This is a genomic window from Pontixanthobacter aquaemixtae (assembly GCF_009827395.1).
Taxonomy (GTDB): Bacteria; Pseudomonadota; Alphaproteobacteria; order Sphingomonadales; family Sphingomonadaceae; genus Pontixanthobacter; species Pontixanthobacter aquaemixtae.
In genome coordinates, this window is sequence record NZ_WTYX01000002.1 from 467,677 (window position 1) to 491,680 (window position 24,004).

Here is a 24,004-nt window from a genome sequence, read left to right on the forward strand (position 1 = left end):
TTTCTGAAAAGTTGCGCCGCGCGACTTTTCAGGGGCCGCCTTCGGTTGCACCTCCTTCATTCTCACCGCGAGTCTGCGCGATGGTGAGCGGAGTACAATCGGCCTGTGCTTCGGGAAGGTCGAAGCTGTCCTCTCCCATATCGGGCAAGACGATCTCGCATGAGCCGCCTGCATGGCCCAGCGTTAGCGTCCGGTCACCGGACAGGGCATTGAAGTCGATCAACCCGTCAAAGGCGACCATATAGTCCTTTCCTGACGGCTGCGCCACGAGGTTCGTACCAACCGGCAGGGGCTTGCCCGAGCTATCGAGCAACTTGATCAGCTGGGAGCGATAGGCGGCTACATCAAGATTGACCGCGGCAACCGCTCCACGCGAGACCACGACCCTGCGATAGGTGGACCGGGCCACCGCATCGAATGGCAGTTTGTCGGGGTCGAGATCGAACTGGACCGGCACCAGCGGGGTGAGGTCCTCGACCAGCAATCGCCCTTTGGAGTCGGTCACGCCGGCATCGCGGTTCTCCCGCGTCACAGTGATGCCCCCGACCTTACCCGTGCGCACCAGGGCATAGGACCCGCCGGTCTGGTTACGCGCGTAGAAGGTGTTACCCGCAAAGATCAGCGTGCCACGCGCGCTGGCCCGGGCGGCGAGGCTACCGGCATTGTACTCCGCCTCGGCTTCGAGCCGTGTGTGGCGCGTACGGGTCGATAGACGGCCCGCGAGGCGCGGGCGATCAGCAGCCAGGCCTTCGATCATATAGCCTATATCGCCCACCTCAGCGTCGGGACGGAAGAATGCAGCCTGGGCGCTGTTCTGGCCTCCATTGCGGGTCAGAGAGGCCTGTGCGGCCCGTTTGCGGCCCAACTGGATATTTACCCCCACCATGGCCGAGAAATTGCCCTGAGAGCCCGTGCGGTATGAGAAATCGCTGTAGAAATCGATCCGTTCGGTCAGTTTTGCCTGAATACTGGCGCGAACAAGGTCCAATTTGAGCGCTTGGCGGGGATAGCGGGGGTCAAACTGGCGTCGTTGGCGGCTCGCGGTGAGCTGGACCTTGAGCGTATCGCGCAAATCGAAGCTGATCGAGCCGTTAAATTGCTTTGCGGGAAGCGGATCGCCCGCCTGGGCAGCGAGATCCCGGTATCCGGAGGAAGGCACAATCGCCTCTGCCCGCACGGAAAAGCCGGGTCCGGCCGATTCCAACCCGCCGCGCAGCAAAAACCCGTTGTTTTCGGCTGTTTTCGAGAAACGGACCTCAGAAAAGGCCAAAGCGCGGTCAAACAAAGTCATTTCGGCTTGCGCGCCGAAGTTTTTGACTCCGATTCCTACTTCCCCAGAAACACCGAAGGAGAGACTTTTTGAAAAGCCTCTCCTCAGGAAAAACGTGCTGGTCAGGTCACGATAATCATTGCTGACTTGTCCAAACCTTCGTCGGACATAGCCGATATTGGCGGCCCCCTCCCATAATCCGGGGGCCAGCAACTCTCTCGAGACATATATTCGGGCGCTTTGAACAACCTCGCGCCCCAATTCGTCGCGGACAATGACCGAAACTTCGCCCCTGCCGGGACTGACCGGGATATTGCGTACCTGAAACCGGCCGGCTTCGATCTCGCCACCGGTGAAACGCCGGTCATTGACGATAAGGTCCAGTCCGGTGGGTACCGCAACGTTTCCTTCGAAAGCGGGCAGTGGATTTGTGACCAGATCGGGGCGGAGCGCAAAATCGGTGCCGATTTGCAGCCCGCCGATCCGCAGCGGTCGCTGGCTCTGCGTACCAGCGGTGATGGTGTCGCCCACCCGCGTAACCAGCCCCTTGTCAGGCATCGCAAAGGTTACGGTGGTATCAAGACGTCGTATTTTTGACCGGCCAGGCGCAGGATTGGATACAAATTGCATTGCCCCGCCCGCCTGGATGTTTCCGTAAACGAGGCGCGGTGCAACGACGCCCGCGGCCGAAACTCCGTCGCCGGTAACGGTGGCATTGAGGTTGTAATCGATCAGCATCGCCGGAAGCGGTGAGCGCTCCCCGGTTCCACCGGTGAAGCGCGCCATGTTGACGTCATTCGCACCATCCCCGTCGCGGAACTTTGTAATGCTGAGCTGTTGGCTCAGCTTGTCAAATGTCCAATTAGCGATCTCGATGTCTTTGAGCTTGATATAGCCGGTAGCGCTCGGATCGATCGGCAATCCAGCCATTTGTGCCGATTCCGCTTTGATGGCCAGATCGCCATCGACCCATAGGAGGTCAACCATCCGGACGAGCGAGCGCCCGTCGACTTTGGCGGCGCTTAGACCGGGCCCGTCAGCCTCTCTGGCGCGGGCATCATTGATGGAAAGGTCTGTCGGAAGCGCAAACGGGTCGGAGGCCTGCGCCGATGCAGGATTTTGCCCCGATATCAGCGCTGCGAACGCAAACGGTAGGGCAAGAAAGGCCTTAGCCGCAGGTGTTGGTCGCCTGAACATTTACGACCTGATTGTCGATCGATGCGCTGACCGTTACCGGGCCAGTCGGACATCCCCCGGGGATGGTCCAGCTGCGCGAGCTCCCCCCGTGAATGTAATGGAGCCCGCCGGTTTCGGCTGTGACCGGTTGGCCAGCCGCATCGGTTAGGCTCAAATTAACCATACGGGCGGTTTGCTGACCGGAATTTGTCGCGGTCAATCCGTCGCTCCCGATAGACCAGGCGATTTGTGCCGGTTGGGCGGTCTCGCGGTCGATGAACATCGGAATGGTAAAGCGGATCCGGGCCTGGGCCTCTCCGCCGCGGAGCAGTTCTGGATCGGGCAGCTGGTCAACGGCGACGCGATAGCGACGTTCGCCTGCAGCGGGTAGATCTCTGCGAACCACTCGGAAAATCTGGGTATCGCCGGGTGCGATCGTGATGATCGAGGGCGAAATCATGACGTCATTCGATGGAAAGTAGACATCCGCACCGGATTCCTGCTTCCAACCAAACGCACGGACCTGAACGCCAATGGCCCGCGGTGATGGATTGTAAACACGCAGCGTTTCCGCCCGTTGTTCACCGTCCATTTCGATGCGAAGCGGTGCCAATGAAACATTTGCTCCTCGCGACAGAACATCGTCTGACACGGTGGGAGTGGAGGTGTCTTCTTGCGCCCCGGCTACGCCGCTCGAAAGCAGCGCAGCCAAGGGCAGCATAACACCTGCGCAAAGTTTCATGGCACCGTTCGTCATCTGGTTTACTCGATTAGAATTCGACGGTGACCGTCACGCTGTCCGAGTAAGAACCTGCGGTTACAGCAGTCGCAGTCGAAGGAATGCGGCCGTAAGCAGTCAAAGAAGCAACGCCGCCAGCAGCAGTGCCGGTTACAGTGTTGCCTGCGCCAGAACCCCAAGCAGAGGTGCGCGCAGCGTCAGTGTAGACGTCATATGGAATGCGTTGAGTTGTATCAGCGCCATTTACCAGCTCGCGCTGGGTGCCGGCACCCGCGTTCAAGCCGAGGTCAAGCGATACTTCGTAAGCAGCGTCTGGGGTACAAGCCAGAACGATCGAAGCCGACGAATCAATGTTGCTCGAACCAAGACCGGTCAGAGTACCGAAAGCCATTGGTGAAGCGGTTACTGTGCAGCTGTTGATGACAGTTGCAGTGACGAGCATATCGTCGGTGTCAGTTGCAGCGAAAGCTGGCGACGCCGACAGAGCAGCAGCACCGGCTGCCATCATTATAATTTTACGCATTTAATAGTCTCCTTGCCCCTGGTTAATTAGGCAAGCGAATCAATAGGGAAGACCCGTAAGGAAACAGTTAATTTGGCGAAGGCTTCTTCGGGAATTGCTCGAAGCGTCCTGCAGAATCCGGCGCAAACGGCCCGTTTCAATAGTTAATTTGGAATGATGCGCAGATTGATAATTTTATTGCGCAGGCTAGTCCAAATTGCTCGGCCGGCGAATCAACCGGTCAAAATTCCACTGTGATCGTGACGGTATCGGCGAAGACGCCCGCACCCGCATTTGCGGGGGCCAGATTCCGGATCTGCCCATAAGCGGTATGGCTGGCGATCCCCGTCACCCCCGAATTGCCACTTACCTTCCGGTTGTTTCGCGTGTCCCACGCCCCGGTAAAATTGGCGTTCCGGTATATATTGTAGCGCATGTAGCGATTGGTCGTCGGGTTATACATGCGCCGGTTGCGAGCGCCCTGCGTGTGCAGACCGGCATCGATCGCAATCTCGTAATCCGTATTGGGAGTGCACAGCAGCGATATCGTTGAAGTTGTCGTTGGACGGCCTGTCAAACCGGTAATATTGCCGAAATTCATGGTGGTGGCAGAAATCTGGCACCCCGAAACGACCGTTGCCTCGATGTCCATCGACTCGACCTCGGTACCCGCCCACGCGGGCACAGCAGCCAAAAGGCCGCCAAAGCCGACTGTAATCAATCGGATAAAGGCAAAACGGTTACGCATAGCTAGCTCTATGAGCACGATCATAGAGGCGAAGAGTTAACAAATATTGCGATTCTGGTTAGCCCGCCGCTAACCCTCTATGCTGGCGATTAAATAGCATCGCTATATCAGAGGCTTGCCCTAGATATCTCCGCCGGTCAAACGCTGGCAGATCAAGTCTAGCTGATCGAGAGTCCGGTATCGGATTGTGACCGCGCCCGATCGCGGATCGCTATCGGTTTTGATCTTTACGGGAAGTCCGAGGAATTCCTCCAGATGGCCCTGGACTGCGACGATATCGGCATCTTTCGCCGGATCGCGTGACGGCCGGGCCTGACGGCGCGTATTATCCGCGTCACTATCACCGCGTTTGGCCAGTTTCTCTACATCTCTGACAGAAAGCTTTGCCGAAACCGCACGCTTGGCCAGCGCAACCGCATTGTCATGCCCGATTAGCGCACGAGCATGCCCCATCGACAGGCTGCCATCCTCTACCAAATCCAGAACATCGCCCGGAAGCGCCAAGAGCCGCTGGAAATTGGCAACATGGCTACGCGATTTGTCGACCAGCCGGGCGATCTCTGCCTGAGTCATCGATTCCTGATCGGCCAACCGTTGATAGGCGCGCGCCTCTTCGACCGGATTGAGATCTTCACGTTGCAAATTTTCAATCAGGGCAAGCGCCATGACCTCGCGATCGTTCAACTCGCGAACAATCGCCGGAATCTGGTGCAATTGCGCCTTTTGCGCCGCGCGCCAGCGACGCTCGCCGGCCACCAGCTGGTATTTACCCTTTCCGGTCGGGCGCACGATGATCGGTTGGATAACTCCGCGTGCCGCAATCGAAGCCGCCAGTTCGTCCAGTGCGGATTCGTCAAATTGCGTTCGCGGCTGACCCGGCAGCGGCTCGATCGAGGAAATTGCAAGCGATGCGAGGCCTGTTTGCGCCGCTACATCGCCCGTTTTTTGGGCCGCCTCCAAAGCATCAACTTCGCTTTGCGAACGAACCAATGGTTCTTCTTTGCGTGTTTCGCCCATCAGAGCCCCAAGCCCGCGGCCGAGCTTCTTCTTTTTGTCAGCAGCACGCGGGGGAACGGTCAGGCGAATGGGATCGCTGGGATCGCCCTTGAGATATGGGGGCTTACTCATGCGGCTTTCCTTTTCTCTGGCAGGCGTCCGATCAGCTCGCGGGCCAATGCGATATAGGCGCGGCTTCCGGCGCAAGAATGGTCATAGACGAGCGCCGGCAGACCATGGCTGGGTGCCTCGGACAGACGGACATTGCGCGGGATGACGGATTCGAAAACGAGATCGCCGAGTACTTCGCGAACATCATCGGCGACCTGATCGGTCAAGCGATTGCGGCGATCAAACATGGTCAGAACCACGCCGACAATACCCAAATCGGGATTGAAGCGCTGCTGCACCTGTTCGACGGTCTTGAGGAGCTGGCTGAGCCCCTCCAGTGCGAAGAATTCGCATTGCAGCGGAACCATCAGCGTATCTGCCGCGCCGAGCGCGTTCAGTGTTAACAGACCGAGCGATGGCGGGCAGTCGATAAAACAGATGTCATGGCCCGTATGCGATGCGAGCGCAGAACCGAGACGCGCGGTACGATCCTCGACCGACACAAGCTCAACTTCGGCGCCGCTCAGATCTACGGTTGCGGGAACAACATCCAATCCGGGAATATTACTCGCCGAAACGCACTCTTCCAGCGGGGTCTCATCGACCAACAGATCATAAGAACTGTTCTCTCGGTCGTCGGCGTCGATTCCCATGCCTGTCGAAGCATTTCCCTGCGGATCGAGATCGATCAACAGCGTTTTCCAACCGGTCGCGGCCATTGCGGTGGCAATATTGATGGCAGTGGTGGTTTTTCCCACTCCGCCCTTTTGGTTGGCAATAGCGATCGTGATCATGCTTTCCCTCGTAACCCTTTCGCCAGTTTGCCGACCAATATACCCGCATCATCATCGGTCAAAGACTGTTCCACGTGAAACATCTTCCGTACCTTTCGCGGCATTTCGGCCAATTCTTGCGCCGCAGACCGGCCTTTGGGCAACACAAAGGTGGTTTGCCCTGTGGAGAATCTTGCGGACAAGTCGATGATAGATGGAAGCGGAGCAAACGCTCTCGCCGAGATGACCGAAGCTGGCACAGTTTCCACAAGTTCGAGCCGCGATCCCGCTACTTCGCATTTGGGCAGCGCCAGTTCGGCGCACATCCGCAAAAGCCAGTCGATTCGCTTCCGCCGCGATTCGACCAGCATTACGGGTCGTTGCGGGCGCATAATCGCGATTACCAAGCCTGGAAGCCCTGCCCCGCTTCCAAGATCGAGCCACAAGCCTGTTTCACGTGGAACATGTTCGAGCAGCTGGGCGCTATCCGCGATGTGGCGTTGCCAAGCGATATCCAGCGTTGGCTTTGCAACAAGGTTCTGCCGGGTGTTTTCTTCGCGCAAAGCCGCAACGAAGCGATCGAGCTTCTCGATGGCCTCTGCGTCGCACAATGTGCTGACATAGCTGCGGGCGCCGGCCTCGTCGCCGATCATGCCGCGATCTGCTCCAAACGGCGGGCATGGACCAACAGGGCAGACAAGGCCGCAGGGGTCACACCCTGCACGCGCCCGGCCGCAGCAAGCGAGGTTGGTTTGGCTTTGGAAAGGCGCTCCACCATCTCGTTCGAAAGCCCCGGAACGCTGGAAAAGGGAAAGTCAGGTGTCAGGCGCACCGCCTCGCTCGCACGCAGGTCGCGAAGTTCCGCCTCTTGCCGCGCCAGATAGGGCGCATAGGCGGCATCTTCTACCAGCTCGCTCGCAAGCTCGCTTTCAGTATCGAATCCTTCACCCAGCCATGGGGCGAGGGCAGCCAGATCAACACCGCCAAATCGCAACCACTCGCTCAGCGGCTTCTTCCCCCCGTCGCGGCGGACCGGCAGGCCAGCGTCACTCAGTTCGGTCGCCGCGGTTTCCATCTCGAGCCGCGCAGCCCAATCGACCCTCTGTTCCTCGCGTGCCGCGAACCACTCCATCCGCTCTGCACCAACACAGCCAGCCGCCACTGCTACGGGTGTGAGGCGCGTGGTCGCATTATTGGCCCGAAGGCGAAGTCGATACTCCGCACGCGAGGTCAGCATCCGGTAAGGTTCGCTCACACCATGGAGCGTGAGATCGTCAACCATCACCGCCATATAGGAATTGGCGCGATCGAGCTTTGGCGCTTCCTTGCCAACCACTTCGCACGCCGCGTGCATCCCGGCGACCAACCCTTGCGCCGCCGCTTCTTCATACCCAGTGGTCCCGTTGATCTGCCCCGCGCAATAAAGACCAGGCATATCGCGGAGCTCCAACGCGCTGTTCAGAGCGCGCGGATCGATATGATCGTACTCGACAGCATAACCCGGTACGACCATGTCCACTTGTGACAGTCCCTCCATCGCGCGCAGCATATCGTGCTGCACATCAACCGGGAGCGACGTGCTGATCCCGTTGGGGTAAACCAGATGTGTGTCCAACCCCTCTGGCTCGAGGAATATCTGGTGACCATCGCGGTCACCAAAACGGTGGATCTTGTCTTCAATCGAGGGGCAATAGCGCGGACCCTCCGCATCGATCGCGCCGGAAAACAATGGCGAGCGATCGAGGTTGGCGCGAATGATATCGTGGCTCTTCGCGTTGGTCCGGGTGATCGCGCAGAAAATCTGCGGATTGCAGCGCGCACCGGTCATTGGCGACATCGTCCAATGATCCACATCGGAAGGCTGTTCGGGTAAACTGGCCCAATCGATAGTGCGGCCATCCAGCCGCGGCGGCGTCCCCGTCTTCAACCGTGCCATCGGCAGTGCGGCATCGCGCATCTGCTGCGCAAGCTTTTGCGCAGAGCCCTCGCCAATGCGCCCGCCGGTTAGGCGCTCCTCACCCCGGAACAAAGTGCCACCAAGGAATGTGCCCGTACACAATATGACCGCCTGCGCGGCCAATTCGGTGCCATCGCCGAGCGCCAGCCCAGCCACGCGCTCGCCCTTAAACACCAGCCCGGCGGCTTCGCCTTCGATCAGAGTCAAATCACCCTGCCGCTCGATTGCGCATTGGACATAGGCCTTGAACAATGTCCGGTCGGCCTGGATGCGCGGACCCCAGACCGCGCTGCCTTTAGAACGGTTGAGCATCCGGTAATGGATCGCCGCAGCATCGGCTGCTCGCCCGATAATACCATCAAAGGCGTCGACTTCGCGAACCAGATGCCCCTTGCCCAATCCGCCAATCGCCGGATTGCAGCTCATCGCGCCGATGGCGGCCAAATCGAAGCTAACCAGCCCGACACGCGCACCCATTCGCGCAGCGACAGACGCCGCTTCCACGCCAGCATGACCGCCGCCAACAACAAGGATGTCGAACTTTTGCATGCCCTGCCCGATAGTCGAGCGGCGTTGGAGCGTCAAAGACAGAATGCGCGATGTTTCACGTGAAACACTCTACTTCCCGATGCAAAATCGCCCGAACAGCGTGTCGAGCATGTCTTCGGTCGAGGTTCGCCCGAGCAAACGGTCAAATGCCAGCCGGACCAGACGCAAGCGTTCGCCAATCAACAGGGGATCGCTTTCACTCTCAATTCCCATCAACGCGTCATGCGCCTCTGCCACAACGTCGTGCTGGCGTGCATTCAGTGCAACTGCGCCGGGTGCCGGCATGGCTCCGCGAGCGCGCTCGATCAATTCCTCGCGCAATTCCGCAATGCCTTCACCGGTTGCTGCTGAGATGCGCAAGAATGGAGCTGACTTCTGGACATGATCAACCGAATCGCATTTCGGATCAATTTCCCACGCGCCCTCAGGTCCCTGCCCCTCCTCACCAAGCCACAGAACCAGATCGGCCAGATCGCTTTGTTGCCTCGCGCGTTCAATGCCAATCGTTTCAATCGCGTCTTCGGTGCTTGCGCGTAGACCCGCCGTATCAACAAAGGTGAATGGCACCCCTCCCATCGCCACCGAACGCTCCAGCACATCGCGCGTGGTACCCGCTGTTGGCGTAACAATTGCCGCCTCATCCTCAAGTAACGCGTTGAAAAGTGTCGATTTCCCTGCGTTGGGTGGCCCCGCGAGAACCACGCGGAATCCTTCGTGCAATTTGTCAGCTCTTGGCCGCGCCAGAAAATCACTCAGTTCCGATGCAAATTCAGTCACTTGTGCAGAGAAAGCAGCAGGTAAAGCGGCAACATCGTCCTCGTCCGAAAAATCGAGCACGGCTTCGACCTGCGCGGATAATTTCAGAACGGTTTCGCGCCAAGCCTCCGCCCAGCGAGACAAAGCCCCACCAGCCATTGCCAGAGCAGAACGGCGCTGCAGCTCGGTCTCTGCCGAAAGGAGGTCAGCCAAACCTTCTGCTTCGGCCAGATCGATCCGGCCATTGGCAAAGGCACGGCGCGTAAACTCGCCCGGCCCCGCCTTACGCAGACCACCAATCGCACCAAGCGCAGCCTCTATCGCCGCGACAACGGCGCGCCCGCCATGCAAATGCAGCTCGACAAGATCTTCGCCGGTTGCCGTTCCCGGGCCGGGAAGCCAGAGAACCAGTGCCTCATCAAGCGGGCTTCCCTGATTGTCTCTGAGAGTTCTCGCTGTCGCCCGCCGCGGTTCGGGCATGGCACCGGCCAAACCTTCTAACGCGATAGCCGCTTTCGGCCCGCTGACGCGAATTACAGCGATACCGGCGGGCGGACTTCCGCTGGAAAGGGCAAATATCGTATCCATTGCGCCCTTCTATCGGATCGCGATCAATCCTTCTTGGATGATTTGGGTTTGCTCGCCGCAGCGCTGCTCGCGCCCTCAACAAAGTTCTGGAACAGTTTGAAACCAATTTGGCCCATCGGCGCGAGCTGCTTGGCAAATTGCTGGATTTGCTCCGGATCGCTCACGCCTTTCATCGCTTTCGAAACGGTATCGACATAAATGTCGTTCGCTTTGGTTACATCGGGAAGCCCCAAAAAGGTCCGTGCCTCTTCGGGCGAGCAATCGATTTCGATATTGACCTTCATTGTAGTTCCTCTCTCGATACCCGTGTCGTTCTGACAATCTGGGTTTGATATCGTCCCGCTGCAAGGGCTAAGCGCTTTTGTGCAAAACCCCAAGGAGAGAATCGTGAGCGCAGCGACAGGATTGAAGAACTGGCATCGTGTCGTCAGCACGGGAAGCAAGCCAGAAGATCTCGCCCAGATTTTGGCCGAAGATGCCGTGTTCCATTCCCCGGTGGTGCACACACCGCAGGAAGGCCGCGCGAAGGTAATGGCTTATCTCACCGCCGCGGGATCGGTTCTGGGTAATGACACGTTCCAATATGTGCGCGAGATCGTAGACGGCGAGAATGCCGTTCTCGAATTCACCAACGAGCTGGACGGAATACACATTAATGGGGTCGACATCATCCGCTTCAATAAAGAGGGGAAGATCACCGACTTCAAAGTGATGGTGCGCCCTATGAAGGCAATGAACAAAGTGTGGGAGATGATGGCCGCACAGCTAGAGGCCACTCAGGCTGAGGGCGGCGCCAGATAGTAATCGCCCGATCCCTGCGGGTTCACGGGTAGTGAGAAAAGCGAGAAAATCGGAAAGACCACGCCAAGCGGGCCTGAATTCTGATTTTCCCACTCAATCGCACTGATAATCATGAAGGGCAGAACAAAAACCACCGCCCAAAATGCCATCAGACGCAGCACCGCACGTTGCATAGATCGGCTAAACTCCCAATGGTCAGCCGTGCCAGCCTCCCGAATCAAATCGGAAGCCGCCTGATAGTCAGCCTTTGCGATCCAAAGACGATGGCCGCCCAGCGCAAGCGAGATCACTTCGGTCGAAGCATGGTGCGACGCGCCCACATGGACCGCAATGCCCTGTGCCTCCAGCATTGAGGCGACACACAAAGCTTCAACGCGAGAGACCAGGATGGCAATGGTGACCATTGCATCCGGGGTGCATTCTTGCGGCACAGGCCTGGAACCGTCGATCAGAATTCACCCCATGGGTGGTATTTCTCCGCCCTGATCCAGCGCGTAGCAATCCATTTCTCTCCGGCATCGACCGGCAGGCCTGCATGGAAACTGCCTTCGTGCTGCTTTCCGCTTTCGTCGAGATTGTCGAACAGCAGCATGTCCCCTTCCCCGACACGGATTTCCAGATCAAGCTTGGGAAAAGTGGTTGCCCCGCCTTCAAAGTCAGCGTTTAGATAGAGGATCGCGGTTTTGATACGCTGATTGGTCACATTCGGCAGCGCATCGAAATGCGGGCGATATTGCTGGCCCGGGCGATAGCGCAGAATGTGAAGCGGCTCTCCAGCGGCATATTGCGTGCCGCTGAGCCGCGCGATCCGGTGATTGATCCGGTTGATCACCAGATCTTCCTGTGCAGGGCCAAAGCTCATCCCGTCGGATGTCCTGATCGGGTGAGGAATCCGCCTACCGGTGCGCGGATCCTCGACGAAGGATGGTTGAACCTGCGAAGCGGCAACCATGCGAATCCAGTGACACTCCGCTTGCGACAGCACCCCTCGCCGCACTTCCACCGCCGGATCGGAGGCAAGGTTTTCGCGGACAATCTCCGCAGGTTCGGGGTTCTGCTCCAGCAACAACAATTGCTGCGCGCAAAGCCCGTCATGGTCGCGGATCTTCTCGACAATCTCTTTGGCGCGGTCGGGATCCGCGGGGGTTCCCGTCCCGGTCAGCAACAGCGGATAGAGCCTCCACAGGCTTTGAATATGGTCCTGCGCAGCGCCTTTTTCGAGCAAGGCCACCGCTCCGGGCACATCGCGCTTCATCCCTTGCCCTACAAGCTTCCAGTCACCCAGACAGAAACACGCCCAAGCATCACCTTCGCTCGCGCCCTTTTCAGCGCAGGCAATAGCCTCTGCATATTTGCCGGATTGCATGAATGCACCGACTTGCTGTTCGAAAGTCATTCCGCCCGTTCACACGGTCCGTGGGAAATTGCAAATCGGAACATATTGGCCGCAGGAATCACACCAAGCATCGCTCAAGGACCGAGCGATCGATCTTAATTCAAACTGGCGAAGTTCAAAATTATCCTACGCAAACGCGGGTTGAGCACTTCGGGCAATTGTTCATCCAGCCGTTTGCGGCGATCTTCAACGTCATCGAGCAGGCGAATATGGCGCATTAGCCAATCCGGGCACGCCCTCTGTTCGCACGGCTCATCCTCAAGCGTCGAGATACCGCTATGGCGCGCGTCCAGCTTGATCCGGTCGAGCACCCATTTGAGGTCTGCCTCTTCACCTTCCAGCAATTGAAGGAAATTGCGCCCGTTATAGAGCAACAGCCCGGTAACGCCCTTCTCCTTGTTGTGCCGCATGCACGATTCAAGGATCGAGCGGATATCGTCTTCCTGCAGCTCAAGCGCTGTGCTGATATAGATATATTGACGCAAACTCATCGAATGGCCCAACCTCCTGTTAAGGCTGTCACTCGCGATATTTCAGGTTCAAAGTCAACCGTTTAAGCGGAGAATTTCCGCCGTGGGCGGGAAATATCCAATGGAATCAAGCAAAGCATGATCCCATTTTTTGCTTACTGGTTCATGTTCTCGAAGAAATCTTCGTTGGTCTTTGAATCTTTCATCTTGTCGAGCAGGAATTCCATCGCGTCGACGGTTCCCATCTGCATCAAGATACGGCGCAGCACCCACATTTTGGAAAGCTTGTCCTTCTCGACCAGCAGCTCTTCCTTGCGGGTACCCGATTTGCCCACATCCAATGCGGGGAAGATCCGTTTGTCGGACACTTTGCGGTCGAGCACGATTTCCGAGTTACCCGTACCTTTGAACTCTTCAAAGATAACCTCGTCCATCCGGCTGCCGGTATCGATCAGCGCGGTTGCAATGATGGAAAGCGATCCGCCTTCCTCGATATTACGCGCCGCACCGAAGAAACGCTTCGGCCGCTGGAGCGCATTGGCATCAACACCGCCCGTCAGGACTTTGCCCGAACTTGGCACAACAGTGTTGTAAGCGCGGCCTAGACGGGTGATCGAATCGAGCAGGATCACGACATCGCGTTTGTGCTCAACCAGACGTTTCGCCTTTTCGATCACCATTTCGGCGACCTGCACGTGGCGTGTGGCAGGCTCGTCAAAAGTTGAAGAGATCACTTCGCCCTTCACGCTGCGCTGCATGTCGGTAACTTCTTCCGGACGTTCATCCACCAGCAGAACCAGCAGGAAAACTTCGGGGTGGTTGTCTGTGATCGCCTTGGCAATGTTCTGCAGCAGAACGGTTTTACCGGTGCGCGGCGGGGCCACAATCAGCGCGCGCTGTCCCTTGCCTTGCGGACTGATGATGTCGATGACCCGGGCTGACTTGTCCTTGACCGTCGGATCAAGCGTATCGAGCGACAATTTCTCTTCCGGATAAAGCGGGGTGAGATTGTCGAAATTGGTCCGCATCCGAACCTGCTCGGGATCTTCGTAATTGACGCTGGTCAGTTTCTCGATCGCGAAATAGCGTTCGCCTTCCTTGGGCGCGCGGATTTCACCTTCGACAGTGTCGCCAGTGCGCAGGCCCCATTTGCGAACCTGGTTTGGCGAGACGTAGATATCATCGGGCCCGGCGAGATAATTCGCCTCGGGACTGCGCAGGAACCCAAAACCGTCCTGCAGGACTTCGATCGTGCCGATGCCCATAATATTTTCGCTGTAGTCTTCATCCTCGGCCAGCTCGCGCAGGATGCAGAACATCAAATCCTGCCGGCGCATGGTGGAGGCACCCTCAACACCAAGCTCTTCTGCCATGCTGACAAGCTCGGCCGGTGCTTTGAGTTTGAGATCTTTAAGATGCATGTGTGGTGTCTTTCAAAGTTCAATTCGTGGCGCTTGATGGAAAAGCGCGATTGAGAATGGCCGGCACGTCAAAATGACAAGTCATTGGGCTTGGAGAAAGCAGACCTGGCTGGCAGTTGCGCCAACCTAAGCCGGATATGCGATTCAAATAGGCCTGGTGAAGGCGCGCGTCAATTTGTTTGCGCAGTCAGCTTCAGAACGGCCTTACCACCACCAAAATCACGATTATTGCCGCGGCAATGCCGGGCACTTCGTTGAGCAAGCGCAGTTTCTTGCCTTCCAGCGGACGCTCCCCGCGGGCCAGCTTCTTGGCATAGGATGCCATGTAACCATGATAACCGGACAGCAGCAGGACAAACAGCAGCTTCGCATGGAACCACCCCTGCAAATGCGCCCCGGTCGCGGACATCAGCGCAAGACCCAGCAACCAGACAATGATGATCGAGGGCAACAATATGATCTTGAGAAGTTTTTGTTCACGCTCGGCCCAGATTGCTTCTTCAGCCGAACCAGCTTCCGCTTCTTGGTGATAGACAAAGAAGCGCGGGAGCATGAACAGCCCCGCCATCCAGAAAATGACGAAAATGATATGGCCGGCTTTCAGCCACAGATAAATCGGCGCGAGATATTCCTGCATGGAGCCCATTTAGGGATTGGAATCGCGAAAGTCATCCCGCCCAGTTGCGGACTGTCGCCACCAATTGTTCGACATTGGCAATCGGCGTGTGCTGCCCGATACCATGCCCCAGATTGAAAATATGCGGCCGGTCCGCAAAAACTTCGAGAATGCGCTGCACCGCCTGATCGAGCGCGTTTCCGCCCGACAACAGCATCAAGGGATCAAGATTGCCCTGGACCGGCAACTCTTTGGGTAGGACCTTGGCTGCCCATAGCGGATCGACCGTTTCATCAAGACCGGCGCCGGATACATCCGTCTCGCGCATGTAAGCAGGCAATTTCTCGCCCGCACCTTTGGGAAAGCCGATAATGGGAACATCTGGGTGTAATTCGCGCAATTGAGCAACGATGCGGGCGTTGGGCGCAATGACCCAGCGTTCAAATTCGCTCGGCGCCAAGGTTCCCGACCAACTGTCGAACAATTGCACCGCTTCCGCGCCTGCCTTGATCTGGCCGCTCAGATATTCAACCGTCAGCTGTGCAATCGCATCGATGATAGCGCCAAAGGCATCTGGGTCACGATAGGCCATTGCGCGCGTTTCATGCTGGTCGCGGCTGCCCTCGCCTGCGGTCATATAGGTCGCCACGGTCCACGGCGATCCTGCAAAGCCCAGCAAGGTCGTTTCCGGGCCGAGTCCCGCCTTCACCTTGGCCACGGTGTCATAAATCGGGGAAAGGCGCTGTGGCACCGCTTCAAGGCTTCCCAGCGCATGATCCACCAGCTTAGGGGAAAGCTTCGGCCCCTCTCCAGCCAAGAATTCGAGTTTCTGACCCATCGCATAGGGAATAATCAGAATGTCGGAGAACAAAATTGCGCCATCAAATCCAAACCGCCGGATCGGTTGCAGAGTCACCTCTGCGGCGGCATCGCTGTCATAAACCAGTTCGAGAAAACCGCCTTTGTCGGCGCGTAATTCGCGGTATTCGGGCAAGTACCGGCCAGCCTGGCGCATGAGCCAAAGCGGGACCTTGTCAGCACGTTTACCGTGCAACGTATCGAGTAGAATTCCGGGCATCGAGCGGCCTCTTACTAAATAATATTATATTATAAATAGGATGATGGTGTTTGTTGGCCCTGTGGATTTCGGGGATGGCGCGCCCTTGCCTGACTTCTCCTGCAATGAACAGCATTTTGGGCAGAGCGAATCTGCATGAATGCTGAGTCGAGTCTTTCTTTTCCTCACTATCACCAGCCTGTCGAAAAGCGGGTCTGCTTGTCCATAAAGGGACTCGGCAAGGGCTGGGATTGGGCATGGAATCGGCCCCCTCACTTGTCGCCAGCTTTGTCCCGTGGTTTATGCCGGTAACTGTCCACAGCCAAATATGACCGGAATCCTCTACAGATATGAGCCGTCTGCATCTTCATCTCGTATCGGATTCGACCGGTGAAACACTCGAAATGGTCGCCAAGGCTGCTCTCGCCCAGTTCGAGGATGCCGACATCGTTCGGCATTTCTGGCCAATGGTACGGTCCAAACAGCATCTTGACCGGATTGTTCCCGAACTTGCTGCTAATCCGGGCTTGGTTCTGTTTACGCTCGTCAATCCCGATACGCGCGGGCGGCTGGAAGATCACTGCCGGCAGCTCAGCCTGCCTTCAGTGCCGGCAATCGATGCGGTGACCGAGGCGCTTGAAGAACAGCTCGGGCAGGAAGCGCATGGCCGCCCCGGCCGCCAGCACTTGATGGACGATGCCTATTTCAAGCGGGTCGATGCGATTCACTATACGATCGCGCATGATGACGGGATCGGATGGGAGAATTGGGAAGAAGCCGATATTGTCCTGGCAGGCGTATCGCGTTCCTCCAAAACCCCGACCAGCATCTATCTCGCCAATCGCGGCTATAAGACAGCCAATATTCCGCTGGTTATCGAAAGCCCGCCGCCGGAGATTCTCTACAAGTTGGAAAACCCGCTGGTGGTTGGTTTGACCACAGCGCCCGAAAGACTTGTCCAGATCCGGCGAAACCGTTTGCTCAGCCTCAACGAGCAAGCCGAGACATCCTATATCGATGACGAGCGCGTGCGCGAGGAAGTGAAATTCGCCCGGCGCATGTTTGCCGATAATGGCTGGCCAGTGATCGATGTGACGCGCCGCTCGATTGAGGAAACCGCTGCTGCTGTCATCAATCTGGTGGGCGAACGCGATCGCCGCGAAATTCCGCCGCGCATCGGGCCCAAACCGATATGACACTCATACTCGCTTCAAAAAGCGCGTCGCGGCGGGCCATGCTCGATGCGGCGGGGGTTCATTATGAATCCATGCCCGCCGAGATTGATGAGCGCGCGGTTGAAAAGAGTCTGTCGGGAGAAAAGCCCGGCGAAATTGCTCGCGCGCTTGGAGTCGCAAAAGCAAGGGCTGTGTCGCTGTTAGAGCCTCACTCATTGGTCCTCGGCAGCGACTCGCTGGTCGTGTGCGACGGCGAGCGCTTTGACAAACCTGCGAGCCGTGACGCTGCGGTGGATCACCTTCGCTTCTTTTCGGGCAAGGTGATGGAATTGCACAGCGGTGCCGCTTTGGTGCGGGACGGCGAAGTGCTGTGGACGGGCACAGCCATGGCATCGCTGCATGTTCGCGAATTGTCGGACGCATTTATCCAAAACTATCTTGATGTAGAATGGCCGGCGGTGGCAGGCTGCGTTGGTGTGTTTCGGATTGAAGCGATTGGCGTGCAATTGTTCGAGCGTATTGAAGGCGACCAGTTCACTGTCTTGGGAATGCCTTTGCTTCCCGTCTTGGCGGCGCTGCGCGAATTGGGCGAGCTTCCTGAATGACTGCGGAAACCCCTTTTGCCCAAGTCATCGGAGATCCGATTGCCCAGTCGAAATCGCCGGTGATTCACGGATTCTGGCTTGAGAATCTGGGCTTGGAGGCAAGCTACAGCAAAGCCCGCGTCGAACCGGCTGCGCTCGCTACTTATCTGGATGCAGGACGCGAGCTGCCCGGTTGGCGCGGTTGCAATGTCACGATGCCGCATAAACAAGTCATCATGACGCATCTCGACAGTCTGGACCCTTTGGCTGAGCGGATCGGTGCAGTGAACACCGTCGTCAAACAGGAGGACGGATCGCTTCGCGGATACAACACCGATGTTTCCGGCTTTCTCGAACCGTTGACCGCGATGCTTGCTGACAAACATCTGTTCCGCATGGCGCGCATTCTTGGAACCGGCGGCGCAGCGCGGGCCATTATTGCCGGGTTGTCAGACCATGGGATGGTGTTGGTGCTGGCGGGTCGAAATCCGCAGAAAGCCCGGTCGCTCCTCAAGGAGCTGGCGGCGCAGGGCGATCATCACGTCACAACGCTTGAACATTTTTCCGCTCCGACAGAATTTGAATTTGATGACCGTGAGGGCTGCCTGGATATTGTCGTCAATGCGAGCCCGCTGGGTATGCGCGGCCAACCCCCACTTGCGTTTGATTTCAGCCACGCGCCGCCGGGAAGCATAGTCTACGATATTGTCACCGATCCGATCGAAACCGATTTTCTGAAACGCGCGTGCGACGCCGGATTTGCAACGATAGACGGATATTCGATGCTGATCGGTCAGGCTGCTGCGGCGTTCGAGCTGTTCTTTGGCAAGGCGCCACCGCGGGAACATGATGCCGAATTGCGCGAAAGGTTGATGACATGAGTAAACCTCTGATCATAGGGCTGACCGGCTCCATCGGAATGGGCAAATCAACCGTTGCCGCCATGTTTGAAAGCGCGGGCGTGCCGGTTTTCGATGCCGATGCCCAAGTGCGCGCAATGCAGGGTCCGGGCGGTGTCTTGCTTGAACCGATCGAAGCCGCCTTTCCCGGCAGTACCGGGCACGAAGGGGTCAACCGCGACGCGCTGGGCAAACAAGTCTTTGCCGATCCTGAGGCGCTCGCCCGGCTGGAGGCGATTGTACACCCCGCGGTCGCAGCCAAGCGGATGGCGTTCTTGGCGGACAATGCCGATGCGCCGATGGTGGTGTTTGATATTCCGTTGTTGTTCGAAAAGGGTGGGCACGAATCGGTCGATACGGTGGTTGTGGTCTCCGCCCCCGCAGCGGAGCAACGCAAACGCGTGCTTGCTCGCCCCGAAATGACGGTTGAGAAGTTCGAGCACATTCTCTCGCTGCAGACTCCGGATGCGGAAAAGCGCGATCGAGCCGATCACATCATCGACACCGGATGCCCACTCGCAGAGACCGGGAAGCAGGTTGAAAGATTGATCAAACGCCTGACCGCCGGCGCTGCATAAAAAGTCCGTCAAAGCCCCTTGCCTAACGCAGATTGCGGGCCGATATTGATTCCAATGCGTGAGATAGTCTTCGACACCGAGACAACCGGCCTAGACCCCAAGAGCGGGGACCGGATGGTTGAAATGGGCTGCGTCGAGATGGTCAATCGAGTCGCCACCGGCGCGACCTACCACGCCTATTACAACCCAGAACGCGATATGCCCCCCGGCGCAGAGGCGGTTCACGGATTGTCCAGCGCATTTCTTTCGGACAAACCTTTGTTCCGCGACACGGCACAGGAATTTCTTGAATTTATCGGCGATGCGCCATTGGTGGCGCATAATGCGGGGTTCGACTTCGGGTTTCTCAACAACGAATTGGAAATGATCGACCTTGAGCCGATCAGCCTTGACCGGATGGTCGATACGGTCGCGATTGCCCGCAAAAAACACCCTGGCGCAAAGAATTCGCTAGATGCCTTGTGCTCGCGATACGGGGTGGATCGCAGCCACCGGATCAAACACGGCGCGCTACTCGATGCCGAATTGCTGGCGCAGGTCTATGTCGAATTGCTTGGTGGGCGCCAGATCGGGCTGGAGCTTGCCGCCGAGCAAGCCGCGGAAGAGTCTGCTCCGGCAAAGGTGGCGGTCGCCGTTTCCCGAGAATTTCGCGCGCCTCGGGCGCACTCGGCTTCACCGGAGGAACTTGCTCGCCACCAGGCATTCATAAAGACAATTGAAACACCCCTTTGGGATAAATAATCCGGGGCGCTGCCCCAATATAAGGAGAAGGTCGACTATGGATATTCGCGTTTCAGGCCATCAAGTGGAAACCGGTGCAGCACTTCAGGAACATGTAGCGGATCGTCTGAACGGAGTAGTCGAGAAATATTTTAGTCGAGCGATCTCCTCGCATGTGACTTTCGGCAAGGCACCCGCCGGCGCTTTCAGCTGCGATATTGTGACGCATGTTATGCAAGGGATGATCATTAAAGGTCATGCCGAAGCGCATGATGCGCATCAGGCCTTGGACAAGGCATCAACCAAGATCGAAACGCAATTGCGCCGCTACAAACGGCGTCTCAAGGACCGGCACGAACAAGCCGATCACGCCGCGCGCGAGGAAGAAGCGGCATATACGATCTTTGCCGGCTCGGCCCCTGAGACGGAGGAGCCCGAGATTGAAGAAAGCGGCGATTTTGCGCCGATGGTCATTGCGGAAACCAAAGTGGACATTCCCGAAGCCAGTGTTGCCGATGCGGTGATGATGCTCGACCTGCGCGATACAAATGCGATGTTCTTTAAAAATGCTGGCTCTGGACGGCATAATATGGTTTATCGCCGCCGAGACGGTTCGATCGGGTGGGTTGAGCCTCATTAATGGCTCGGTCAGGGCCCCTTTCCTAGACCTGAGCTTTCGATTGAAATTGACAGGATCGGCCGGGTTCTCCGGCGAAGGGTCTATTGGAATATGCCCTTTGCGAGCATGGCCCGCATTAGATATTGAACCAGTAAACACATGAATGCGAACGTAAAAATTCTTCCTGAAGCGGTCGGGGTTATCAGCGCCGACAACAAGCAGGCTATTCTCGACGCATTGGCGGACCGGTTTGCTGCTGTGTACGACGTTGATCGATTGACGGTCCTCGAATCGCTTGAACAACGCGAAGCGCTTGGCAGCACCGGATTTGGTCGCGGAGTGGCGATTCCCCATGCGCGAATCGATCCTCTGAATCGCCCGGTCGCGGTTTTGCTCAGGCTGGAAGCACCGGTGGATTTCGGTGCGGCTGACGGGTTGCCCGTCGATCTAGTGTTCGGGCTGCTGTCATCAACCAATGCCGGAGTGGGCCATTTGCACGCGCTCGCGGCGATTTCGCGAATTGTCCGCGATGATGCTATTCGCCAAGCAATGGGCGAAGCACAAACACCCGAAGCGCTGTTTTCCTTGCTGACCAACGTGTCGGATCGGGACGCTGCCTGAGTAGATGGCGCAGGACGAACACTCTCCTGGCGAGGAATTGCACTTTCGCGCGCTCGAATCGCTTTATCGATCTGCGCCGGTCAACCAACTGTTCGATTCCAGACTGGAAATCACCAAGCAGGGCCGCTCGCGGCTGATCTTTGACGTGACAGAGGCGTCTTATCACGCTGCGGGCGCGGCGCATGGCACGATCTATTTCAAAATGCTCGACGATGCCGCATTCTATGCGGCCAATACGCTCGTGACCGACCGGTTTTTGCTCACCACCTCTTTCAACCTGCACTTCACGAAGCCCGTTCGCGAAGGGCGCGTTGTTGCCGAGGGGAAATGGGTAAGCGGTAAGCGGCGGGTTTTTGTCGCAGAATCACGTCTGATAGATGAAGAGGGCGATGAGATAGGCCGCGGCACGGGGACATTTATGAAATCGCACATCTCGCTTTCGGGCCTCGACGGATATGGCTCCTGACAGAGTGTAGAATGGACGCGCGGCTCCCTGCTCACCTTGAAATCTCCGGAATAATTCGCGCTGTGCAGAACGAAGGTGGTTTCGCCACGGTTCTGTCGAAAGGAGAGCGTGACGCGGGAACAATCCTGATCGTGACGCTGGAGCGCGGGGGCCCGGCGCGACTTTATGAGCGGATGCCGCAGTTGGATGGATCCCGGCCATTTGTCTTTTCTCGCGAGCAAGATATTGATAATCCATCAGAATTTAACGATTATTTAACGAAAAGAAGCGCCCGCGACCCCGATTTGTGGGTTCTTGAACTGGATATCGCGAATCCTGAACGCTTTGCCGCACTGCAACATAAGACGGGTTGATCTAATTTCAATTGCAACTAAATGAACCCCCGAACTTCCGATGCGTAGGCGGCGGAATGGCACACGGTCATTCTGTTAGCACGCAGACGGGGGGCGGCCGGCAGGCCCTATCTGGACCCTAATAATTTGAATTCTTCCATGGTCCCGGCCTGCGCCAGTGCTCGTCCACCGCACAAAGTAGTTAGAACATGGCTCGCAAGACCCATTTTGCAGGCGCAGCGATTGTCGCAACACTGGCATTCACGCTTGCAAGCGCCGAACTTTCTGGCGCCAATGCCCAACAAGGCGTTGAAACAGAGAGCGATACCGCCGCTTCGGCGGTCCTGGTAACCGAAGAAACGGTACCACTGTTTGTATCCGAGGAAGTTGTTCAACCGCTTCCCGAACCGGACACAAGCGAAGAAACAACCACCGAAGTCCCTGTCGCTTCGACATTGCGCGAATTGGTGCGCAAGATCGACACCAGCGCTCCGCTTTCCAACGAACTGGAATGCCTTGCGGGCACGGTCTATTTCGAATCGCGCGGTGAACCCCTGAACGGCCAGCTGGCTGTTGCCCAAGTGGTAATCAATCGCGCCGAATCGTCGAGCTTCCCATCAAGCTATTGCGGCGTTGTGTACCAGCGTTCGCAATTCAGCTTCGTGCGCAACGGCAGCATGCCGCGCATCCGCCGCGGATCAACCGCATGGCAGAACGCCAAGGCAATCGCGCGCATTGCTCACGAAGGCCACTGGGAAAGCGAAGCAGCAGATTCGCTCTATTTCCACGCGACCTATGTCCGCCCGAGCTGGAGCTATCGCAAAGCCAAACGCGCTGCGATCAAGACCCACGTTTTCTACCGCTAGAACTCGCGGTTCAACGCTGAATTGAGGAAGCCCTCTCCAGATCACGGAGGGGGCTTTTTCGCTTGGGAACTTAACCGGCCGCGGCGATCTCGACCCAGACAGGGGTGTGATCGCTCGGTTTCTCGCGTCCGCGATATTCCTTGTCGACGCCCACTGCCGTAATCCGGTCGGCAAGCTCTGGTGTCAGCAGCAAATGGTCTATCCGGAAACCGTGATCGCGCTGCCATGCGCCCGACTGGAAGTCCCAATAGGTCCATACTCCGCCGCGCGGATTGAGTGTGCGCACCGCGTCGGTCCATCCATCGGCAAGCAATTGCGCATATGCATTGCGCGATTCGGGCTGCATCAATGCGTCGGCCGCCATTGCCTTGGGCGCCCAAACATCATCATCTTCGGGAATGACATTATAGTCGCCTACCACCGCGCAGGGGATTTCCTCTGCCCACAATTCGGCCATTCGCGCGCGCAGCTTCTCCATCCACGCGATTTTGTAGTCAAATTTGGGCCCGGGATGCGGGTTGCCATTGGGCAAATAGATACAAGCGACCCGAACGCCGCCAACATCCGCCTCCAGATATCGCGCCTGTTCGCCCTCGCCTTCCTTGGGCCCGTCGATACCGAGCCCGCGCTTGGTCTCTATCGGCTCGACGCCATCGGCAAGGATGGCAACGCCGTTGAAGCTCTTCTGCCCATGCCAGATCGCCTTATAGCCAATCTTCTCGAACTCATGCGCAGGGAAACCGTCATCTTGCGATTTGATCTCCTGCAAACAGGCCACTTTGGGGCGGGTTTCCTCGAGCCATTCGAGCAACCGCGGCAGGCGCGCCTTCACGCCGTTGATATTGTAAGTGGCGATCCGCACTAGATGCCGAAGCTCGATCCGCAGCCGCAGCCTGCCGCGGCATTGGGGTTTTCCACCTTAAACGCGGCGCCGCCCAGCGATTCGACAAAATCGACCACGCTTCCGCCAACCAGATCCAGACTAACCGGATCGACCACCAACTTCACACCATCGGTTTCGCTGACCATATCATCATCCTCGGATCCGTCGGCCAAATCAAATTTGTATTGAAAACCCGAGCACCCTCCGCCCTCGACGGAAAGGCGCAAAATTGCCGGCTTGGCTTGCTTCTCTGCAATCCAAGCGACGCGTTTCGCAGCAGATTCGGTTAGTGTCAGCGTGTTCGACATAGGGCCTATGTAGGCATTCGAATGGAA

General features: G+C 57.5%; 29 protein-coding genes. 11 read left to right on the plus strand and 18 right to left on the minus strand.

All coding sequences use genetic code 11. From position 1 onward, the window contains the following. Positions 1 to 28: 28 nt before the first annotated feature. The 10 genes from GRI41_RS11235 to GRI41_RS11280 all read right to left on the minus strand — a co-directional run bounded on the left by GRI41_RS11235 (position 29) and on the right by GRI41_RS11280 (position 10,449). Entirely contained in the window at positions 29 to 2,467 is a 2,439-nt protein-coding gene (locus GRI41_RS11235; RefSeq protein ID WP_160605081.1) for a fimbria/pilus outer membrane usher protein, read from the minus strand. Next, complete coding sequence (locus GRI41_RS11240; protein ID WP_160605082.1) at positions 2,439 to 3,188, minus strand: fimbrial biogenesis chaperone; 750 nt, start codon at positions 3,186 to 3,188, stop codon at positions 2,439 to 2,441. The genes GRI41_RS11235 and GRI41_RS11240 overlap by 29 nt, the downstream gene beginning before the upstream one ends. A gap of 28 nt (positions 3,189 to 3,216) precedes the next feature. Continuing rightward, the gene (locus GRI41_RS11245; RefSeq protein ID WP_160605083.1) at positions 3,217 to 3,708 is read right to left on the minus strand and encodes a Csu type fimbrial protein; all 492 of its coding nucleotides are present in this window, start codon (positions 3,706 to 3,708) and stop codon (positions 3,217 to 3,219) included. Between the two features lie 220 nt (positions 3,709 to 3,928). Next, complete coding sequence (locus tag GRI41_RS11250; protein ID WP_160605084.1) at positions 3,929 to 4,435, minus strand: Csu type fimbrial protein; 507 nt, start codon at positions 4,433 to 4,435, stop codon at positions 3,929 to 3,931. Positions 4,436 to 4,555: 120 nt separating this feature from the next. Beyond that, complete coding sequence (locus GRI41_RS11255; protein WP_160605085.1) at positions 4,556 to 5,563, minus strand: ParB/RepB/Spo0J family partition protein; 1,008 nt, start codon at positions 5,561 to 5,563, stop codon at positions 4,556 to 4,558. Next, positions 5,560 to 6,336 (minus strand): ParA family protein, encoded by a 777-nt coding sequence (locus tag GRI41_RS11260; RefSeq protein WP_160605086.1) that lies wholly within the window; start codon positions 6,334 to 6,336, stop codon positions 5,560 to 5,562. Before GRI41_RS11260 ends, GRI41_RS11255 begins: the two co-directional genes overlap by 4 nt. Next, the gene (gene rsmG, locus GRI41_RS11265; RefSeq protein ID WP_160605087.1) at positions 6,333 to 6,968 is read right to left on the minus strand and encodes a 16S rRNA (guanine(527)-N(7))-methyltransferase RsmG; all 636 of its coding nucleotides are present in this window, start codon (positions 6,966 to 6,968) and stop codon (positions 6,333 to 6,335) included. The genes GRI41_RS11260 and rsmG overlap by 4 nt, the downstream gene beginning before the upstream one ends. Further along, the gene (gene mnmG, locus GRI41_RS11270; protein WP_160605088.1) at positions 6,965 to 8,821 is read right to left on the minus strand and encodes a tRNA uridine-5-carboxymethylaminomethyl(34) synthesis enzyme MnmG; all 1,857 of its coding nucleotides are present in this window, start codon (positions 8,819 to 8,821) and stop codon (positions 6,965 to 6,967) included. The genes rsmG and mnmG overlap by 4 nt, the downstream gene beginning before the upstream one ends. A 69-nt stretch (positions 8,822 to 8,890) precedes the next feature. After that, positions 8,891 to 10,165: a tRNA uridine-5-carboxymethylaminomethyl(34) synthesis GTPase MnmE gene (gene mnmE, locus GRI41_RS11275; RefSeq protein ID WP_160605089.1), complete on the minus strand. Its 1,275-nt coding sequence runs from the start codon at positions 10,163 to 10,165 to the stop codon at positions 8,891 to 8,893. 23 nt (positions 10,166 to 10,188) lie between these two features. Beyond that, positions 10,189 to 10,449 (minus strand): DUF6489 family protein, encoded by a 261-nt coding sequence (locus GRI41_RS11280; protein WP_160605090.1) that lies wholly within the window; start codon positions 10,447 to 10,449, stop codon positions 10,189 to 10,191. A gap of 100 nt (positions 10,450 to 10,549) precedes the next feature. Here GRI41_RS11280 and GRI41_RS11285 point away from each other — a divergent pair, with 100 nt between their 5' ends. Further along, entirely contained in the window at positions 10,550 to 10,966 is a 417-nt protein-coding gene (locus GRI41_RS11285) for a nuclear transport factor 2 family protein (RefSeq protein ID WP_160605844.1), read from the plus strand. Here GRI41_RS11285 and GRI41_RS11290 read toward each other — a convergent pair. The 6 genes from GRI41_RS11290 to hemE form a co-directional block, all read right to left on the minus strand. Further along, the gene (locus GRI41_RS11290) at positions 10,942 to 11,370 is read right to left on the minus strand and encodes a DUF2007 domain-containing protein (RefSeq protein ID WP_160605091.1); all 429 of its coding nucleotides are present in this window, start codon (positions 11,368 to 11,370) and stop codon (positions 10,942 to 10,944) included. The two genes, GRI41_RS11285 and GRI41_RS11290, sit on opposite strands and share 25 nt — an antisense overlap. A 44-nt stretch (positions 11,371 to 11,414) precedes the next feature. After that, positions 11,415 to 12,362 (minus strand): 2OG-Fe(II) oxygenase, encoded by a 948-nt coding sequence (locus tag GRI41_RS11295; protein ID WP_160605092.1) that lies wholly within the window; start codon positions 12,360 to 12,362, stop codon positions 11,415 to 11,417. A 95-nt stretch (positions 12,363 to 12,457) separates the two neighbouring features. Then, on the minus strand, positions 12,458 to 12,853 hold the full coding sequence (locus tag GRI41_RS11300; protein WP_160605093.1) for a BLUF domain-containing protein: 396 nt from the start codon (positions 12,851 to 12,853) through the stop codon (positions 12,458 to 12,460). A gap of 134 nt (positions 12,854 to 12,987) precedes the next feature. Further along, on the minus strand, positions 12,988 to 14,253 hold the full coding sequence (gene rho / locus GRI41_RS11305) for a transcription termination factor Rho (RefSeq protein ID WP_160605094.1): 1,266 nt from the start codon (positions 14,251 to 14,253) through the stop codon (positions 12,988 to 12,990). Positions 14,254 to 14,446: 193 nt separating this feature from the next. Beyond that, on the minus strand, positions 14,447 to 14,890 hold the full coding sequence (locus GRI41_RS11310) for a CopD family protein (RefSeq protein ID WP_160605095.1): 444 nt from the start codon (positions 14,888 to 14,890) through the stop codon (positions 14,447 to 14,449). Positions 14,891 to 14,921: 31 nt separating this feature from the next. Next, a complete protein-coding gene (gene hemE, locus GRI41_RS11315; protein ID WP_160605096.1) occupies positions 14,922 to 15,947 on the minus strand; it encodes a uroporphyrinogen decarboxylase in 1,026 nt (341 codons plus the stop codon). 329 nt (positions 15,948 to 16,276) lie between these two features. Here hemE and GRI41_RS11320 point away from each other — a divergent pair, with 329 nt between their 5' ends. The 10 genes from GRI41_RS11320 to GRI41_RS11365 all read left to right on the plus strand — a co-directional run bounded on the left by GRI41_RS11320 (position 16,277) and on the right by GRI41_RS11365 (position 22,786). Further along, positions 16,277 to 17,122, plus strand: coding sequence for a pyruvate, water dikinase regulatory protein (locus tag GRI41_RS11320; protein ID WP_160605097.1), 846 nt, complete (start codon positions 16,277 to 16,279; stop codon positions 17,120 to 17,122). Beyond that, entirely contained in the window at positions 17,119 to 17,706 is a 588-nt protein-coding gene (locus GRI41_RS11325; RefSeq protein WP_160605098.1) for a Maf family protein, read from the plus strand. Before GRI41_RS11320 ends, GRI41_RS11325 begins: the two co-directional genes overlap by 4 nt. Beyond that, on the plus strand, positions 17,703 to 18,566 hold the full coding sequence (aroE, locus tag GRI41_RS11330; RefSeq protein ID WP_160605099.1) for a shikimate dehydrogenase: 864 nt from the start codon (positions 17,703 to 17,705) through the stop codon (positions 18,564 to 18,566). Before GRI41_RS11325 ends, aroE begins: the two co-directional genes overlap by 4 nt. After that, positions 18,563 to 19,162, plus strand: coding sequence for a dephospho-CoA kinase (gene coaE, locus GRI41_RS11335; RefSeq protein WP_160605100.1), 600 nt, complete (start codon positions 18,563 to 18,565; stop codon positions 19,160 to 19,162). The genes aroE and coaE overlap by 4 nt, the downstream gene beginning before the upstream one ends. A gap of 54 nt (positions 19,163 to 19,216) precedes the next feature. After that, positions 19,217 to 19,903: a DNA polymerase III subunit epsilon gene (gene dnaQ, locus GRI41_RS11340; protein WP_160605101.1), complete on the plus strand. Its 687-nt coding sequence runs from the start codon at positions 19,217 to 19,219 to the stop codon at positions 19,901 to 19,903. Between the two features lie 37 nt (positions 19,904 to 19,940). Next, positions 19,941 to 20,522, plus strand: coding sequence for a ribosome hibernation-promoting factor, HPF/YfiA family (hpf, locus tag GRI41_RS11345; protein WP_160605102.1), 582 nt, complete (start codon positions 19,941 to 19,943; stop codon positions 20,520 to 20,522). A 138-nt stretch (positions 20,523 to 20,660) separates the two neighbouring features. Then, entirely contained in the window at positions 20,661 to 21,122 is a 462-nt protein-coding gene (locus GRI41_RS11350) for a PTS sugar transporter subunit IIA (RefSeq protein ID WP_160605103.1), read from the plus strand. Between the two features lie 4 nt (positions 21,123 to 21,126). Continuing rightward, the gene (locus GRI41_RS11355) at positions 21,127 to 21,588 is read left to right on the plus strand and encodes a PaaI family thioesterase (RefSeq protein WP_160605104.1); all 462 of its coding nucleotides are present in this window, start codon (positions 21,127 to 21,129) and stop codon (positions 21,586 to 21,588) included. Between the two features lie 11 nt (positions 21,589 to 21,599). Next, complete coding sequence (locus tag GRI41_RS11360; RefSeq protein WP_160605105.1) at positions 21,600 to 21,941, plus strand: DUF1491 family protein; 342 nt, start codon at positions 21,600 to 21,602, stop codon at positions 21,939 to 21,941. A 188-nt stretch (positions 21,942 to 22,129) separates the two neighbouring features. After that, a complete protein-coding gene (locus tag GRI41_RS11365) occupies positions 22,130 to 22,786 on the plus strand; it encodes a cell wall hydrolase (RefSeq protein WP_160605106.1) in 657 nt (218 codons plus the stop codon). A 70-nt stretch (positions 22,787 to 22,856) separates the two neighbouring features. Here GRI41_RS11365 and xth read toward each other — a convergent pair whose 3' ends face one another. Next, positions 22,857 to 23,648: an exodeoxyribonuclease III gene (xth, locus tag GRI41_RS11370; protein ID WP_160605107.1), complete on the minus strand. Its 792-nt coding sequence runs from the start codon at positions 23,646 to 23,648 to the stop codon at positions 22,857 to 22,859. After that, a complete protein-coding gene (erpA, locus tag GRI41_RS11375; protein ID WP_160605108.1) occupies positions 23,648 to 23,977 on the minus strand; it encodes an iron-sulfur cluster insertion protein ErpA in 330 nt (109 codons plus the stop codon). Before erpA ends, xth begins: the two co-directional genes overlap by 1 nt. Positions 23,978 to 24,004 lie beyond the last annotated feature (27 nt).

Excerpts from the sequence above, each read along its gene's own strand:
- GRI41_RS11235 (WP_160605081.1), bottom strand. The coding sequence starts at position 2,467 with ATGTTCAGGCGACCAACACCTGCGGCTAAGGCCTTTCTTGCCCTACCG.
- GRI41_RS11240 (WP_160605082.1), bottom strand. The coding sequence starts at position 3,188 with ATGAAACTTTGCGCAGGTGTTATGCTGCCCTTGGCTGCGCTGCTTTCG.
- GRI41_RS11245 (WP_160605083.1), bottom strand. The coding sequence starts at position 3,708 with ATGCGTAAAATTATAATGATGGCAGCCGGTGCTGCTGCTCTGTCGGCG.
- GRI41_RS11250 (WP_160605084.1), bottom strand. The coding sequence starts at position 4,435 with ATGCGTAACCGTTTTGCCTTTATCCGATTGATTACAGTCGGCTTTGGC.
- GRI41_RS11255 (WP_160605085.1), bottom strand. The coding sequence starts at position 5,563 with ATGAGTAAGCCCCCATATCTCAAGGGCGATCCCAGCGATCCCATTCGC.
- GRI41_RS11260 (WP_160605086.1), bottom strand. The coding sequence starts at position 6,336 with ATGATCACGATCGCTATTGCCAACCAAAAGGGCGGAGTGGGAAAAACC.
- rsmG (WP_160605087.1), bottom strand. The coding sequence starts at position 6,968 with ATGATCGGCGACGAGGCCGGCGCCCGCAGCTATGTCAGCACATTGTGC.
- mnmG (WP_160605088.1), bottom strand. The coding sequence starts at position 8,821 with ATGCAAAAGTTCGACATCCTTGTTGTTGGCGGCGGTCATGCTGGCGTG.
- mnmE (WP_160605089.1), bottom strand. The coding sequence starts at position 10,165 with ATGGATACGATATTTGCCCTTTCCAGCGGAAGTCCGCCCGCCGGTATC.
- GRI41_RS11280 (WP_160605090.1), bottom strand. The coding sequence starts at position 10,449 with ATGAAGGTCAATATCGAAATCGATTGCTCGCCCGAAGAGGCACGGACC.
- GRI41_RS11290 (WP_160605091.1), bottom strand. The coding sequence starts at position 11,370 with ATGGTCACCATTGCCATCCTGGTCTCTCGCGTTGAAGCTTTGTGTGTC.
- GRI41_RS11295 (WP_160605092.1), bottom strand. The coding sequence starts at position 12,362 with ATGACTTTCGAACAGCAAGTCGGTGCATTCATGCAATCCGGCAAATAT.
- GRI41_RS11300 (WP_160605093.1), bottom strand. The coding sequence starts at position 12,853 with ATGAGTTTGCGTCAATATATCTATATCAGCACAGCGCTTGAGCTGCAG.
- rho (WP_160605094.1), bottom strand. The coding sequence starts at position 14,253 with ATGCATCTTAAAGATCTCAAACTCAAAGCACCGGCCGAGCTTGTCAGC.
- GRI41_RS11310 (WP_160605095.1), bottom strand. The coding sequence starts at position 14,890 with ATGCAGGAATATCTCGCGCCGATTTATCTGTGGCTGAAAGCCGGCCAT.
- hemE (WP_160605096.1), bottom strand. The coding sequence starts at position 15,947 with ATGCCCGGAATTCTACTCGATACGTTGCACGGTAAACGTGCTGACAAG.
- GRI41_RS11320 (WP_160605097.1), top strand. The coding sequence starts at position 16,277 with ATGAGCCGTCTGCATCTTCATCTCGTATCGGATTCGACCGGTGAAACA.
- GRI41_RS11325 (WP_160605098.1), top strand. The coding sequence starts at position 17,119 with ATGACACTCATACTCGCTTCAAAAAGCGCGTCGCGGCGGGCCATGCTC.
- aroE (WP_160605099.1), top strand. The coding sequence starts at position 17,703 with ATGACTGCGGAAACCCCTTTTGCCCAAGTCATCGGAGATCCGATTGCC.
- coaE (WP_160605100.1), top strand. The coding sequence starts at position 18,563 with ATGAGTAAACCTCTGATCATAGGGCTGACCGGCTCCATCGGAATGGGC.
- dnaQ (WP_160605101.1), top strand. The coding sequence starts at position 19,217 with ATGCGTGAGATAGTCTTCGACACCGAGACAACCGGCCTAGACCCCAAG.
- hpf (WP_160605102.1), top strand. The coding sequence starts at position 19,941 with ATGGATATTCGCGTTTCAGGCCATCAAGTGGAAACCGGTGCAGCACTT.
- GRI41_RS11350 (WP_160605103.1), top strand. The coding sequence starts at position 20,661 with ATGAATGCGAACGTAAAAATTCTTCCTGAAGCGGTCGGGGTTATCAGC.
- GRI41_RS11355 (WP_160605104.1), top strand. The coding sequence starts at position 21,127 with ATGGCGCAGGACGAACACTCTCCTGGCGAGGAATTGCACTTTCGCGCG.
- GRI41_RS11360 (WP_160605105.1), top strand. The coding sequence starts at position 21,600 with ATGGACGCGCGGCTCCCTGCTCACCTTGAAATCTCCGGAATAATTCGC.
- GRI41_RS11365 (WP_160605106.1), top strand. The coding sequence starts at position 22,130 with ATGGCTCGCAAGACCCATTTTGCAGGCGCAGCGATTGTCGCAACACTG.
- erpA (WP_160605108.1), bottom strand. The coding sequence starts at position 23,977 with ATGTCGAACACGCTGACACTAACCGAATCTGCTGCGAAACGCGTCGCT.